The 13,365-nt window shown below is 71.0% G+C and carries 13 protein-coding genes and 2 pseudogenes; 9 read left to right on the top strand and 6 right to left on the bottom strand.

Annotated features, from left to right (window positions below):
* Positions 1 to 309 (bottom strand): annotated as a pseudogene (locus QOL99_RS09365) (MFS transporter); the annotation flags it as partial.
* 94 nt (positions 310 to 403) lie between these two features.
* Between QOL99_RS09365 and QOL99_RS09360 the strand changes: the two are divergent.
* Together QOL99_RS09360 and QOL99_RS09355 are read left to right on the top strand one after the other, a co-directional pair.
* Positions 404 to 1,387, top strand: a complete 984-nt coding sequence (locus QOL99_RS09360) for an alpha/beta hydrolase family protein (protein ID WP_285523253.1) — start codon at positions 404 to 406, stop codon at positions 1,385 to 1,387.
* A 19-nt stretch (positions 1,388 to 1,406) separates the two neighbouring features.
* Complete coding sequence (locus QOL99_RS09355) at positions 1,407 to 2,483, top strand: alpha/beta hydrolase family protein (protein ID WP_285523251.1); 1,077 nt, start codon at positions 1,407 to 1,409, stop codon at positions 2,481 to 2,483.
* Positions 2,484 to 2,496: 13 nt separating this feature from the next.
* On the opposite strand, the gene QOL99_RS09350 is transcribed toward QOL99_RS09355, so the two are convergent.
* Both QOL99_RS09350 and QOL99_RS09345 read right to left on the bottom strand, forming a co-directional pair.
* Complete coding sequence (locus tag QOL99_RS09350; protein ID WP_285523250.1) at positions 2,497 to 3,039, bottom strand: hypothetical protein; 543 nt, start codon at positions 3,037 to 3,039, stop codon at positions 2,497 to 2,499.
* A 73-nt stretch (positions 3,040 to 3,112) separates the two neighbouring features.
* On the bottom strand, positions 3,113 to 4,276 hold the full coding sequence (locus tag QOL99_RS09345; protein ID WP_285523248.1) for a tetratricopeptide repeat protein: 1,164 nt from the start codon (positions 4,274 to 4,276) through the stop codon (positions 3,113 to 3,115).
* 196 nt (positions 4,277 to 4,472) lie between these two features.
* Here QOL99_RS09345 and def point away from each other — a divergent pair, with 196 nt between their 5' ends.
* From def to QOL99_RS09330, 3 genes are read left to right on the top strand one after another with little or no spacing between them, the layout of a single operon-like run.
* Positions 4,473 to 5,132, top strand: coding sequence for a peptide deformylase (gene def / locus QOL99_RS09340; RefSeq protein WP_407650162.1), 660 nt, complete (start codon positions 4,473 to 4,475; stop codon positions 5,130 to 5,132).
* The gene (fmt, locus tag QOL99_RS09335; RefSeq protein WP_285523246.1) at positions 5,129 to 6,094 is read left to right on the top strand and encodes a methionyl-tRNA formyltransferase; all 966 of its coding nucleotides are present in this window, start codon (positions 5,129 to 5,131) and stop codon (positions 6,092 to 6,094) included. The genes def and fmt overlap by 4 nt, the downstream gene beginning before the upstream one ends.
* A 16-nt stretch (positions 6,095 to 6,110) precedes the next feature.
* Positions 6,111 to 6,725, top strand: a complete 615-nt coding sequence (locus tag QOL99_RS09330) for an LURP-one-related/scramblase family protein (RefSeq protein WP_285523244.1) — start codon at positions 6,111 to 6,113, stop codon at positions 6,723 to 6,725.
* Between the two features lie 16 nt (positions 6,726 to 6,741).
* Here the strand turns inward: QOL99_RS09330 and QOL99_RS09325 are convergent, their stop codons facing one another.
* Together QOL99_RS09325 and QOL99_RS09320 are read right to left on the bottom strand one after the other, a co-directional pair.
* A complete protein-coding gene (locus QOL99_RS09325; RefSeq protein ID WP_285523256.1) occupies positions 6,742 to 7,416 on the bottom strand; it encodes an endonuclease III domain-containing protein in 675 nt (224 codons plus the stop codon).
* A gap of 70 nt (positions 7,417 to 7,486) precedes the next feature.
* Complete coding sequence (locus QOL99_RS09320) at positions 7,487 to 7,684, bottom strand: hypothetical protein (RefSeq protein ID WP_285523242.1); 198 nt, start codon at positions 7,682 to 7,684, stop codon at positions 7,487 to 7,489.
* 279 nt (positions 7,685 to 7,963) lie between these two features.
* Here QOL99_RS09320 and QOL99_RS09315 point away from each other — a divergent pair, with 279 nt between their 5' ends.
* Positions 7,964 to 8,482: a uracil-DNA glycosylase gene (locus tag QOL99_RS09315; protein ID WP_456318853.1), complete on the top strand. Its 519-nt coding sequence runs from the start codon at positions 7,964 to 7,966 to the stop codon at positions 8,480 to 8,482.
* Positions 8,483 to 8,534: 52 nt separating this feature from the next.
* Here QOL99_RS09315 and fumC read toward each other — a convergent pair whose 3' ends face one another.
* A complete protein-coding gene (fumC, locus tag QOL99_RS09310) occupies positions 8,535 to 9,959 on the bottom strand; it encodes a class II fumarate hydratase (RefSeq protein ID WP_285523239.1) in 1,425 nt (474 codons plus the stop codon).
* A 95-nt stretch (positions 9,960 to 10,054) separates the two neighbouring features.
* Here fumC and QOL99_RS09305 point away from each other — a divergent pair, with 95 nt between their 5' ends.
* The 3 genes and pseudogenes from QOL99_RS09305 (at position 10,055) to QOL99_RS09295 (ending at position 13,240) form a co-directional block, all read left to right on the top strand.
* Entirely contained in the window at positions 10,055 to 10,588 is a 534-nt protein-coding gene (locus QOL99_RS09305) for a hypothetical protein (RefSeq protein ID WP_285523238.1), read from the top strand.
* Between the two features lie 45 nt (positions 10,589 to 10,633).
* A pseudogene (locus QOL99_RS09300) lies at positions 10,634 to 11,617 on the top strand (YpdA family putative bacillithiol disulfide reductase); the annotation flags it as partial.
* A 378-nt stretch (positions 11,618 to 11,995) separates the two neighbouring features.
* Positions 11,996 to 13,240: a VanW family protein gene (locus QOL99_RS09295; protein ID WP_285523236.1), complete on the top strand. Its 1,245-nt coding sequence runs from the start codon at positions 11,996 to 11,998 to the stop codon at positions 13,238 to 13,240.
* Positions 13,241 to 13,365 lie beyond the last annotated feature (125 nt).

Raw genomic sequence — 13,365 nt, 5'->3', positions numbered from 1 at the left:
GGCGGCCAGGACCACCCAGCCCGGCCCGGGAGCCAGCCGCGCTCCCAGCACCACGCCCAGCCCCAGCGCGGCCCCCAGCGCCAGCATCCGGCCCAGGCCCAGGCGCTCGGAGAGCCAGCCCACCGGCCCCTTGGCCAGCCCGTCGGCGAGGTAGTGCGCTCCCACGATCAGTCCGACCGCCGCCGCACCCCACCCCAGCCCCCGCGCGGCCTGCGGCAGCACCGACACCAGCAGCCCGGTGCGGACCAGCTCGCTCAGCAGCAGCAGCGCCAGCAGCCGCAGCATCACCAGGGGGCGGGTCCAGAGCATCCCGGCCAGTCTAAGGGTGACCCGCCCGGCGGTGGCCCGCCCAAGCGTGGCGACCCTTCCGGTGCCGCGCCCCCTGCGTCCGTAGGGTGGAGGGATGACCCGCCCCCGCCCCCTTGCCCTTGCCCTGCTGGGTGCCCTGACCCTCGCGTCCCCCGCCGGGGCACAGTCCGCTGCGGCCCTGGCCAGGGTGGACGCCGCGCAGATGAGCATCCCCGCCGCCCGGCAAAAGAGCTACCCCGGCAGTCCGCTCACCGTGCGGCAGACCCTGGCCCCGGGGGTGAACTACCGCCGCTGGGTGGTGAGCTACCTCTCGGACGGGTTGCGAATCCATGCCCTGCTGACCGTGCCGAACGGCACCCCGCCGAGGGGCGGCTGGCCCGCGATCGTGTTCAACCACGGCTATATCCCGCCGGACGTCTACCGCACCACCGAGCGCTACGTCGCCTACCAGGACGCCTTCGCCCGCGCGGGGTTCGTGACCCTCAAGAGCGACTACCGGGGCCACGGCTCCAGCCAGGGAGAGGCGCTGGGCGGCTACTTCGCGCCGGGGTACACGACGGACGTGATGAACGCGCTGGGAAGCCTGAAGCGCGATCCCCGCGTGAACGCCCGGCGCATCGGGATGTGGGGCCACTCGATGGGCGGCTTCCTGACCCTGCGGGCGATGGTGATCGACCCCAGCATCCGGGCGGGGGTGATCTGGGCCGGGGTGGTGGGCGATTACGGCACCATCCTGAACGACTGGAACAACGTCCCGCCCGCCTCCATTCCCCGCCGGGTGCTGGAGCTGCGTCAGAAGGCCGTCGCCAAATACGGCACGCCGGGAAGCAATCCCGCCTTCTGGCGGGGCCTCAGCGCCAACGCGTACCTGAACGACCTCGGCGGTCCCCTGCAACTGCATATCGGCACCGCCGACGGGGACGTGCCGGTCCTCTTCCACGAGCGCCTCGTGGGGCAGATGAGGGCGGCGGGCCAGCCGGTCCAGAGCTACGTCTACCCGGGCGACAACCACGACCTGACGCGCAACCTGGGCACGGCGCTGGCCCGCAGCGTGGCCTTTTTCAAGGCGCGGCTGTGAGGCCCGCCGGTTCTCCCCGGTGAGGCGACTGTTCCAGCTGCTGCTGCTGCTGGCCCTCGGCGCGGGCTACGTCGCGCTGGTCGGGCCGGAGCGGTTGCCCTTCGCCCTGCCCTTCGAGCTGCCCTGGGCGGGCCGCACTGCCCCGACGGGCGAGGCGGACGCCCCCACTCCGGACACCGCCGCGCCGGGCGGGGCGCTGGAGGGCGTCACGGACGCCGCGCTGGAACGCCTCGTCGCCCGGCAACCCATCAGCATCCAGGCGCTGCGGGAGCGGGAGTATCCCGGCAGCGCCCTGACGGTGGTGCAGACCCTCCCCCCCGGCGTGAACTACTCCCGGCAGGTCGTGAGCTACCGGTCCGACGGCCTGACCATCTACGCGCTGCTCACCGTGCCCGGCGGGACGCCGCCGGAGGGGGGCTGGCCCGCGATCGTGTTCAACCACGGCTACATTCCGCCGGACGTGTACCGCACCACCGAGCGCTACGTCGCCTATCAGGACGCCTTCGCGCGGGCGGGCTTCGTCACGTTCAAGAGCGACTACCGGGGCCACGGCGACTCGGGGGGCGAGGCGACGGGCGGCTACAACGACCCCGGCTACACGGTGGACGTGCTCAATGCCGCCGCCAGCCTCAAGCGCGACGGGCGGGTCAACCGGGGCCGCATCGGGCTGTGGGGCCACAGCATGGGCGGGCAGCTCTCGCTGCGGGCGATGCTGGTGGACCGCGAGTTGCGGGCGGCCTCGCTGTGGGCGGGCGTGGTCGCCGGGTACGACGTGCTGGCGACCGACTGGGGCCGGGGCCGGGGCCGGGGTCCCGGCGAGGGGCGACCCGCGCTGGACTCCCTGAACCGCCGCTACCTGCGGGCGCTCAGCCCCAACGCCTACCTGGAAGACCTGAACGGGCGCCCCCTCCAGCTTCACCACGGCACCGCCGACGAGGACGTGCCCTACAGCTTTCAGCAGGCGCTGGCGGGCGACCTGCGCGGGGCCGGGCAGGGTTTCACCGCCTACCGCTACGAGGGCGACGACCACAACCTCAGCCGCAACCTGGGGACGGCGCTGCGGCGGAGTGTGGCCTTTTTTCAGGAGCACCTGTAGGAGAAAAGGCCCCTCAGCGGCTGATGTCGTAGCCCGTGACGGTGGTCACCGGACGGGGATTGTCCGTGCCCAGCGGCCGGGCGCGGTCGTACAGGTTCCAGCCCCGGGCGACGGTGGTCTTGTCGATCAGCACCTCGTCGCTGCCGGGCAACTTGACGGCCGGGAGGTCGCCGCCGAACTCGCTGTAGATCAGCCACTGGCGGTTGCGGGCGAAGGTCTCCCCGACATTGAAGTCGCCGCTGTTGTTCGCGTCGTTGTACACGATCACCTGATAGACGCCCGCCACCGTCGCCAGCGAGGGGCTGCGCGGCAGGTCGAGGCCAAAGCGCCAGGTGTTCTGCTCCGCGCTCCTCACCACGTTCTGCGGCTGGTTGCCGTCGTTCGTCACCGCGCTGGGAAAGCCCGCCCCCACCAGCGCGAGCCTCAGCCGGGGCTCGGTCCCCCAGTCCCCGCCCACGGTCCCGCTGAGGTCGTAGGCATCCGGCGGCTTCACGTCCCGCGACCCGCACGCGGCGAGCAGGAGGGCCAGGGGCAGCAGCAGAGAAAGGCGGCGCATGGCCCCAGCGTAGGCCGCGCACCGCTCCCCTCCGTGAGAGAGCCGGGAGCGAGTCGGCGCCCGGCCCGCTCCCTTACTTCCCCTGCTGCGCCAGCCGCAGGAAATAGGCGCTGCTCTTGTCGCTGGGGTCCAGGGCCACGGCCTGCCCGTAAGCCTGCGCCGCGCCCGCGTAATTCTTCGCCTCGTAGCGCACGCGGCCCAGCCACGCCCACGCCTTGGCGTAGCGGGGACTCAGGCGGGTGGCTTCCAGGAAGCCGGCCTCGGCCCCGGCGCGGTCGCCCGCCGTGTAGCGGCCATAGGCGCTGCGGAAAGTCTGCACGGCTCCCAGCCCGAACTGCTCTCCCTCCTGCGCCAGCCCGAGGTTGTAGCGGTCGCTGGCGGTCGCACCGGGGAGGGCCGCCGCCCCCTGATAGGCGGTGCGGGCGCCGGAGGCGTCCCCGAGTTCCAGCGCCAGCCGCCCGGCTTCCCGCCACGCTTCCGCGAAGTTGGGGGCGCTGCGGGCGGCCTCCTGAAATCCGGCGAGGGCCTGGGCCTTGCGGCCCGCCTCCAGCTCGCCGTAGGCCCGGCTGAAGGCGCGGGTCGCGGCGGGGCCGTAGCGCGACGCACTCGCGGCCAGTCCCCGGAAATAGGTCAGGGTGCGGTCGCCGGGGGCCAGCGCCAGGGCGCGGTCATACAGGGTCTGCGCTCCGGCGTAGTCGCCCGACTCCAGCGCGGTGCGGGCCGCCCACGTCGCGCACTGGGCGTTGGCGGGGTCCAGTTGCAGGCACGCCGCGAACGAGGCCGCCGCCTGACTGGGCTGGTTGCGGGTGTAGGCCGCGTAGCCCAGGTTGTACTGGGCGGTCGCCGCCTGCCGGGCATCCGCGCTGCCGGGGCTGGCGGGCACGGCGCGGAACAGGGCCTGCCAGCCCAGCTCGGCCTGCCGCCAGAAGCCCACCTCGGTGTACAGCTGGGCCCGCAGGCGCAGGGCGTCCACGTTGCCGGGGTCCAGGGCCACGGCGGCCTCGGCGGCGTTCACTGCCGCCTTCCACAGCGCCTGGTCGATGCTGGCGCTGCCCGCCGGGTAGGTGCGCCGGGCCTCGTCCGCGAGGCGGCGGGCCTCCGTGATGGCCTGGGCCGCACTTGCGAAGGCGGGCGTGGTCGCGGCGGGCTGGGCCGGGGTGGTGGCCTGGCCCGTGGTCTGGGCGGTGGCGGGGGCGGCGAGCAGCAGGGTGCCGAGCAGCAGCAGGGAACGGGACATGGAGCCTCCTTGTGGGTGGGGAGTGAGGTGGGCAGGAGAAAAGGGCGGGAGTGCAAAACGTCCTCCCGATGCTGGGCAGTGGGCATGGCCGCCGCGTGAGAGGGGGCTCAAGCCCTGCCACGCCCGCCGCCTCCCGGCCCCGAAGGTGGGCGCGTGCAGGAGCCTCCCGGCGGGCCTCTGGTAAAACGGAAGCATTGTGAAGGTCACTGACGCCCCGCCCCGCATCTACCCCATCCGTCTGTACGGCGACCCCGTGCTGCGCCGCAAGGCCAGGCCCGTGCAGCCGGGCGACACCCTCACGGTGCCCGGCTTCGGGCCGCAGACGGTCCGCGAAGTGGCGAACACCATGCTGGAGACGATGTTCGAGGCGCGGGGGGTGGGTCTGGCCGCCCCGCAGGTGGGCCTCCCGGTGCGGCTGTTCGTGGCGGTCGAGTACGAGGACGACGAGGAGGAGCAGGAAGGCGGCGAGAAGCCGCTGCGGTCGCGCGTCCTGCGCGAGTTCGTGATGCTCAATCCGGTCCTGACTGTCATCAACAAGAAAAAGGACCGCTCCTACCAGGAAGGCTGCCTGAGCGTCCCCGGCATCTACGAGGAGGGGGTGGCCCGCGCCCGGGAGGTCGGGGTGCGCTACACCGATCTGGAGGGGCAGCAGCGGACGCTGGAGGCCGACGACTACCTCGCCCGCGTCTTTCAGCACGAGGTCGACCACCTCGACGGCGTCTTCTTCCTCGACCGCCTGCCCCCGGAAGTCACCGAGGACTACCGCAAGGAACTCGCGGCCATGCAGCGCAAGTCCAAGCAGTTTCTCGCCGAGCTGGCCGAGGTGCAAAGGGCGCAGCGGGGACGCTCCGAGTGAGCCCGGTTCCGGCCAGCGCCGCGCCCCGCGTGGCCTTTTTCGGCTCGCCCGCCTTCGCCGTGCCGGTGCTGGACGCCCTCCGCGAGCAGTTCGAGGTCGTGCTGGTCGTCGCGCAGCCCGACAAACCGGTGGGCCGGGGCCTGAAGCTCACGCCGCCCCCGGTCGCCGCCCGAGCCGCCGAAGTGGGGCTGCCCCTCGCCCAGCCCCGCAAGTTGCGCGGCAACGCGACCTTTGAGGCCCGGCTGCGCGACTCCGGCGCGGACGTGGCCGTCACCTGCGCCTACGGCAAGATTCTGCCGGGATCGCTGCTGGCCGTTCCCCGATACGGCTTCCTGAACACCCACACCAGCCTGCTCCCCAGGTACCGGGGCGCCGCCCCGATTCAGTGGGCGTTGATCGCGGGCGAGACGGTCACCGGCACCACGGTCATGCAGACCGACGAGGGGCTGGACACCGGGCCGATCCTGCTGCAAGAGGCGCTGCCCATCGCGCCGGGGTGGACCAGCCTGGAGCTGTCGGACGCGCTGAGTGCCCAGGCTGCCCGCCTGATCGTGGAGGCCCTGTCGCGCCTGCCCGGGTTGACGCCCATCCCGCAGGACGACGCGCAGGCCACCCACGCCCCGCTGCTGACCAAGGAGGACGGCTTCGTGCGCTGGACCGACCCCGCACCGTCCGTGGTCGACCGCTTCCGGGGTGTGGCCGCGTGGCCGCAGACGACCGCCTTTCTGGGCGGAGCGCGGCTCAAGCTCTCGGGGCTGACGGTGGCGGAGGGGCAGGGGCGTCCCGGCGAGGTGCTGGGGGTGGAGGCCGGTGGCCTGACCGTGGCGTGCGGCGAGGGGGCGGTGCGGGTGGCGACCGTCCAGCCCGAGGCCCGCAAGGCCCAGCCCGCCGCTGTGTGGGCCACGGGCGCGGGGGTGGGCCGGGGTACCCGCTTCGACCTGTGGGAACCGGCCTCCGGGTAAGGCCGTATTCCTCAGCGTGAACCCCACCTTCCCCCTCACGCTGGAATTCAAGTTCAGCCTGCTCACCGAGCTGCGCGTCACCGACGCCGGGGGCCAGCTGGTGGCCGTCGTCAAGGAGAAGTTCTTCAGCATCCGCGACGAGGTGCGCGTCTACAGCGACGAGGCGCGGCAGGTGCAGACCCACGGCATCCGGGCGCAGGGGTTGATGGCCGGGGCGCTGGACTGGCGGGCGCGGCGGTTGATTCGCCGGGTGGACGGCTCCCCGGTGGGGGCCCTGCAGGCCCAGGGCGTCCGCACCCTCTGGGGCGCGAGTTACGAGCTGCTGGGCACGGGCGGCGACCTCGCCTTCACCATCCGTGACGATCACCCCTGGATGAGCGTCTTGGAGGGCGTCATCAGCGCGGTGCCCCTGGTGGGGGACGTGATCGCGGCGGGCTTCGACTACTTCGTCAACCCGACCTACACCGTGCGCGACGCCGCCGGGGAACCCGCCTTCCGCGTTCGCAAGCGCCGCAGCCTCTTCTCGCGGCGCTTCGAGGTCGAAGAACTGCGCCCGGCCCGGCCCGAGGAGGGCGAACTGGTCACGCTGGGGCTGATTCAGCTCGTGCTGCGCGAGCGGGAACGGGGCTGAGGGGGGGAGCGGAGGCTCAGGACCTCGCGGGCTTCTCGCTGAAGCTGGGCACGCCGTTGCCGTGGAGGGCAAAGGCGTCGCAGCGCCCGCGCAACACGCACGCCGGGCACTTCGGGCGGGTCCAGGTGCAGACGCGCTGGCCGTGGCGCAGCAGGTTGACATGCAGTTCGTAGAGGTGCGGCGGATCGGGCGGCAGCAGCGCGAGCAGCGCCCGGTGCGCGGCCTGTTCGCCCATGCGGGGAATCGTCCCCACCCGCGTGTTGATGCGGTGGACGTGCGTGTCCACCGGAAAGACCGGCCGCGCGTAGTTGAACAGCAGCACCAGCGAGGCCGTCTTGACCCCCACGCCCGGCAGGTCGGTGAGCCACTTCAGGGCGTCCTTGACGGGCAGCTCCGCCAGAAAATCGAGGTCGTACCCGCCCCGCGCCTCCCGGATGGCCCGCAGGGTGGCCTGGATGCGCGGCGCCTTGCTCTCGGGGTAGTTGCTGCGCCGGATGGCGTGGGCGACGGCCTCTGTCGGAGCTTCTATGATCGCGTCCCAGTCGCCCAGCGTCAGCAGTTCCTGGTAGGCCGCCTCCTCGTCCTGGTGGGTGGTGCGCTGGGAGAGGATGGTGCTGATCAGCTCGTGCATGGGTTCGCGGCGGGGAATCAGGGGGCGCTCGCCGTACTCGGTCCGCAGCAGGCCCGACATCCACGCCAGCAGTTCGGCCCGCTCCCCGGGGGGGCGGGCCGCGTTCAGGGTCGGCCCAGATCCGGCCGGATCAGTCACGGGCGGCGCTGGAACGGTCGGCGCCCTCGCCTCCGGCCTCATCCCGGCCCCCCTCGGCAGGCTGGTCCTTGTCGGCAGGGTCGGTGCCGGGATTCTGACCCCGCGCCTCCTCGGGGATGGCGTGGCTCTGGCCCTCGGCGGGCGAGGTCTGGGCGGGGTCGTAGCCCCCCTTGCGGGTGTCGTCGGTCATGGCCCCAGCCTGCGCTGCGTTCGGACCATGCCGGGCGAGACCGGCGTGAAGACGGGTTTAGAGGCCCCGACAGGGCATGAAAAAACCGCCACTTCGGGCGGTTGATTGAAACGAGGATAGCGCGGTATGCAGAATCCGTCAAGCCTTGCCACCGGGAACCGACCGCAGGGGCGGACCACACTGCTGGGATGGAGACGCGCAGCCTGAGGTTGGAGGACGCGAGGCAGGCCAGACTGGGCCAAGCCTCCGATCCCCACGCCCAACCCCTGAACCGTTGGGCTGGGGCATTGGGCCGGGGAAAAAGCTGCCCAGACCGGACACTGGCTTCCCTTCTTCGACCCGGCGGACGGGGGCGTGGGGGCGCGGGTGCTGCTGCCTCTCGAATCGCCCGGCCCGGTGGTCAGCCGGACCCGGTTCGTCTCGGTGGACAACCCCGACGGCACGGCGGAGAACATGCGCTGCCTCCTGCACCTCTCGGGCCTGCGCCGCTCGGACGTGGTGCTGTGGAACGCCGTCCCCTGGCAGATGAGCGAGGGCGGCGTCGTGACGCCCCGGCCCGCGCAGTCCGCCGGGGCCGCGCCCCTGACGCGGGAAGTTCTCGCCCTCCTGCCCCGGCTTCAGGCCGTGGTGCTGGTGGGAAAGCACGCGCAGCAGGCGTGGCTGGCCGTGCAGTCTCCCCTCCCCGCCTTTCCCTGTCCCCACCCCAGTCCGCAGAACTTCAACTCGCGTGGGGAGGAAGCGGCGAAGGCCCTCACCGCTCTGGTGGGCGTCTACGGGCGACTCCTGCCGCCGGGCTGAAGGACAGGGACCGCCCCCCACGCAGGAAAGCGGCCCCCGGGTTCTCCAGACCTCAGCTGCGCGTCATCTCCAGCGGCACCACCCACTCGGCGAACTGCTCCTCGGTGACGTGGCCCAGTGCCAGCGCCGCGTCCTTGAGGCTGCTGCCTTCCTTGTGGGCTTTCTTGGCGATGGCGGCGGCCTTGTCGTAGCCGATGTGCTTGTTCAGGGCGGTGACCTGCATCAGGTTGATATCGAGGTTGTGCTCGATTCTCTCCAGGTTCGGCTCGATGCCCACTGCACAATTGTCGTTGAAGGCAAGGCTGGCGTCCGCGATCAACCGGATGCTCTCCAGCACGGCGTGCACCATCACCGGCTTGAACACGTTGAGCTGGAAATTGCCCTGCGATCCGGCAAAGGCCACGGTCGCGTCGTTGCCGAAGACGCGGGTGGCGACCATCGTCAGCGCCTCGCTCTGGGTGGGATTCACCTTGCCGGGCATGATCGAGGAGCCGGGCTCATTCTCCGGAATGGTGATCTCGCCGATGCCGTTGCGGGGGCCGGAGGCCAGCCAGCGCACGTCGTTCGCCATCTTCATCAGCGCCCCGGCGAGGGTCCGCAGCGCCGCCGAGGTCTGCACCAGGGCGTCGTGGGCGGAGAGGGCGGCGAACTTGTTCTCCGCCGAGCGGAAGGGGAAGCCGGTTTCGGCCTCGTACTTCTTGGCCGCGAGGTCGCCAAATTCCGGGTGGGCGTTCAGGCCGGTGCCCACCGCCGTGCCTCCGATGGCGAGGTCGTAGAGGCCCTGTTCCGCGTGCCTGACCTCCGCGAGCGCGTAGTCGAGCTGCGCGACCCAGCCGCCGATCTCCTGCCCCAGCGTGATGGGCGTGGCGTCTTGCAGGTGGGTGCGGCCCACCTTGACCAGTCCGGCGTGCTCCTCCGCCTTCTGCGCCAGCGTGTCCCGCAGCTTGCCCACCGCGCCGTACAGCCGCTCGCCCAGTTCCAGCACCACCGCGATGTGCATGGCGGTCGGGAAGGTGTCGTTGCTGCTCTGGCCCCGGTTCACATGGTCGTTGGGGTGGACCGGCGACTTGGAGCCCATCTCCCCGCCCGCGATCTGAATGGCCCGGTTGGAGATCACCTCGTTGGCGTTCATGTTGCTCTGGGTGCCCGAGCCGGTCTGGAACACCACCAGCGGAAAGTGGTCGTCGAGCTTCCCGGCGATCACCTCGTCGGCGGCCCGCACGATCAGGTCGGCCACGTCCCCCGGCAGTTCGCCGAGTTCGGCGTTCGCCTGCGCCGCGCCCTTTTTCAGGATGCCCAGCGCCCGGATCACGGGCCTGCCCCACACGAAAGTGTCGCGCCCGATGGGGAAGTTGTGAATCGAGCGCTCGGTCTGGGCGCCCCAGTATCGGTCGTCGGCGACCTGAAGCTGGCCCATGGTGTCGGACTCGGTGCGGGTCTGGATCTGCTCGGTCTGGCCCGGCGTGGTCTGCGTCATGGGTTCAGTCTAGCGGGGGCGTTTTGAGGCGGGGCCATCACGAGTGTGGGGACGGGACAGGCCGGGTAAAGTGACCCGGTCAGGAGGAAAACACCGTGGAACACCAGCTTGACCGGACCCTGAGCTTTATCGACGGGTTCATGACCGCCCAGATGGTGCTGGGGCGCGGCCCTGAGGAGGCCTTTGCCCACTGGACCGAACTGCTTGGAGACGGTTTTGAGGACGAACTGACCGCCTACCGCCAGCGCAAGCCGGGGCTGCCGGAACGTCTGTATTTCACCGACGACTTCGTGAGAAGCGCGGCGAGGGCGACCGAGTGGATGCGCGGCGTGGCCCGGGCCGCCCTGCTCGACCCGGAGTTCATGCCGAAGCTGTCGGCCCGTGAGGACGAGGTGCCGCAGATGTTCCGCGCCATTTTCCTGGGCCTGACCCTGGAGCGGAGTGGCCCCGAGCGGGAGATGACCGCGCAGCAACGCGAGTCCCTGGAGTACACCCGTGACCAGGCCCGGCAGTTCCGCGAGGAACTCGGGCGCGTCGGCGGTCGCAAGCGCCTGAACCTGCTCGCGGGCGTGCTGGGAGTGCTGACGACGGTGCAGCGGGATGAGGTGCCCCCGGAGCAGGCGGACTGACCCGGCTCACCGTCTCCCCCACGCCCCCATGCCACACTTTCCCCCATGAGCCAGATGTTCGACGTCGCCATCGTGGGAGCCGGGCCGGTGGGCCTCGCCGCCGCCATCGCCTGCAAGCGGGCGGGGCTGAGTTACGTGGTGCTGGAAAAGGGCTGCGTGGTGAACGCGATTTTCGAGTACCCCACCTACATGACCTTTTTCACCACCGCGCCCGAGCTGGAAATCGGCAACCACCCGATGGTCACCGGCCACGACAAGCCCGACCGCCGCGACGCGCTGATGTACTACCGCCTCGTGACCCAACGCGAGAACCTGAACGTGCGCCTGTATACGGAGGTCAAGCGGGTGCATCCGGCCCCGGCGGGTTTCACGCTGGAGGTCGAGGCGCAGGACGGCACGCCGGGCGTGGTCGAGGCGCGGCGGGTCGTGGTGGCGACCGGGTACTACGACAACCCCGTCGGGCTGGGCATTCCCGGCGAGGACTCGCCCAACGTCAGCCACTACTACACCGAGGCGCACCCCTTCCTGGGCCTGAACGTCACCGTGATCGGGGCGGGAAACAGTGCCGCCGACGCCGCCCTCGACCTGTGGCGCGGCGGGGCCAACGTGACGATGGTGGTGCGGGCGCCCGAGCTGAAGTCCACGGTCAAATACTGGGTGCGGCCCGACCTCGAAAACCGCATCAAGGAAGGCTCCATCGCCGCCCAGTTCAATTCGCAGGTGGTCGAGATTCACCCTGAGCACGTGCTGGTGCAGCGGGCGGACGGCACCACCTCCCAGCTGCCCACCCATTTCACCTTCGCGCTGACCGGCTACCGCCCCGATCTCTCGTTTCTGTCTGAACTGAACCTCGCCCAGCAGCCCGACGAGTGCCTGGTCCTGGACGAGCACTATCAGAGCAGCGTGCCGGGCCTGTTCGTGGTGGGATCGGCGGGCTTCGCGGGCAAGACGAATCAGGTCTTTATCGAGAACGGGCGGCACCACGCGGCAGCAGCGGTCGCGGAGATCGGGCGGCAGCTCGCGCCGGGGCGGGCAGACGCGGCGCCTGAGCCGGTGCTCTCGGTTCNTCTTTATCGAGAACGGGCGGCACCACGCGGCAGCAGCGGTCGCGGAGATCGGGCGGCAGCTCGCGCCGGGGCGGGCAGACGCGGCGCCTGAGCCGGTGCTCTCGGTTCACTAGAGCATTGGACAGAATGACGGCCCCCGGGGAAGGGCGCCCCAGGTGCCTCCCCGAATGCCCAATGCTCTTCTTCAATTCGCTCGCTCTGCTGCGCAGCTTTGCAAGTCCGCTCGGCCAACGAATGCGGAAACCCACCGCATTCTTATGGCACATGCTCTAGCGCCCTCTTCTCCTCTGACGCGGACTGGAACACGTTGTGTGCGGAGGGGCGTGGGATACTGGCGGGCATGAATCAAACCCGCACCCTTGTCCTCGCGGGGCTGCTGCTGGGCGCCGCGCACGCCCAGACGGCTCCCGGGCCCGTACCCCCGGTGGAGACCCCGGTGCCCGTGAGCGAACCGGCCCCGGCCACACCTGCACCGGCCACTCCCCCCGCCGCACCCGCCCGCACCGCGCCGCTGCTGATCACCGTGCAGGTGAACTTCCCCGCGCTGGTAAACGGCAAGAAGACCACCGTTCCCTTCGTCAGCACGCTGAACCTGCCCGGCGAGCGGGTGGCGGTGCTGCGCCAGCGCGGCGTGATCACCGAGAGTCTGGAGGCGGACCTCAAGACCTTCCTGGCCTCGCTGCCCGCGCAGGGGCAGGACGCCCGCTTCGAGAACCTGGGCACGGCAGGCTGGGCGGTCGTGCAGCGCAACGGACTGAAGGTGGATGCCGAACAGACCCGCGCGGGCGTCCTCGCCGCCCTGAAAGACCCCCGCGCGGTGCGGGCGAACGTGGTCGTGACCGGGCAGGTCGCGCCGGAGCGCACGCTGGACTTCTTCGCGGGCAAGGGCATCACCGCGCACCTGGGGACCGGCGTGACCAATTACGCGGGGAGCAGCGCCGCCCGCATGACCAACATTCACGTGGGCACGCGCAACTTTCAGGACCGGCTGTTCGAGGGCAGGACCTTTTCGTTCAACAGCTTCATCGGCACCATCTCGGCGCGGGCCGGGTACGTCCCCGGCCTGATCATCGCCGGGGACCGCACCGAGACGGGCCTGGGCGGGGGCATCTGCCAGGTCAGCACGACGGCGTTCCGGGCCCTGTACGGGGCGGGCCTCCCGGTCGTGGAGCGGCACCCCCACTCCTATCAGGTCCACTACTACCAGCCGCAGGGCCTCGACGCGGCGATCTACCAGCCCACCCTCGACCTGCGGTTCGCCAACGACACCGGCGGGGCGCTGTGGTTCCAGGCCGACTGGAACGACGCCGACGGCCATCTGGACATCAGCGTGTTCGGCAAGGCCCGCGACTTCACGGTGGAACTCAGCCAGCCCAGCGTGCTCAAGACCGTGCCTTCCCCCGCCGACCGCCTGATTCGCAGCGCGGCCCTGAAGCCCGGCGAGCGCCGTCAGGTGGACTGGGCCGCTCCCGGCGCCACGATGGAAGTCACCCGCAAGCTGATGCGCGGCGGCAAGGTCATCCGGCAGGACACCCTCAAGAGCAGCTACCGGCCCTGGCCCAACATCTACCTGGTCGGGCGCTGAGGCCCGGCACAAGGAAGGCGAGGGGCGACCGCATCAGCAACGGTCGCCCCTCGCTCTTTCCGCGCCTAGAGCATTTGACAGAGGCTCTTCCTGGATTCCGGGGAGCTGAGGGGTAGCGGGGGTAA

The sequence above is a fragment of the Deinococcus rhizophilus genome (genome assembly GCF_030271215.1).
GTDB lineage: Bacteria > Deinococcota > Deinococci > Deinococcales > Deinococcaceae > Deinococcus > Deinococcus rhizophilus.
This window is presented reverse-complemented; position numbering and strand designations above follow the sequence as displayed.

Excerpts from the sequence above, each read along its gene's own strand:
- fumC (WP_285523239.1), bottom strand. The coding sequence starts at position 9,959 with ATGACGCAGACCACGCCGGGCCAGACCGAGCAGATCCAGACCCGCACC.
- QOL99_RS09295 (WP_285523236.1), top strand. The coding sequence starts at position 11,996 with ATGAATCAAACCCGCACCCTTGTCCTCGCGGGGCTGCTGCTGGGCGCC.
- QOL99_RS09350 (WP_285523250.1), bottom strand. The coding sequence starts at position 3,039 with ATGCGCCGCCTTTCTCTGCTGCTGCCCCTGGCCCTCCTGCTCGCCGCG.
- QOL99_RS09325 (WP_285523256.1), bottom strand. The coding sequence starts at position 7,416 with ATGTCGGGCCTGCTGCGGACCGAGTACGGCGAGCGCCCCCTGATTCCC.
- QOL99_RS09345 (WP_285523248.1), bottom strand. The coding sequence starts at position 4,276 with ATGTCCCGTTCCCTGCTGCTGCTCGGCACCCTGCTGCTCGCCGCCCCC.
- QOL99_RS09320 (WP_285523242.1), bottom strand. The coding sequence starts at position 7,684 with ATGACCGACGACACCCGCAAGGGGGGCTACGACCCCGCCCAGACCTCG.
- QOL99_RS09360 (WP_285523253.1), top strand. The coding sequence starts at position 404 with ATGACCCGCCCCCGCCCCCTTGCCCTTGCCCTGCTGGGTGCCCTGACC.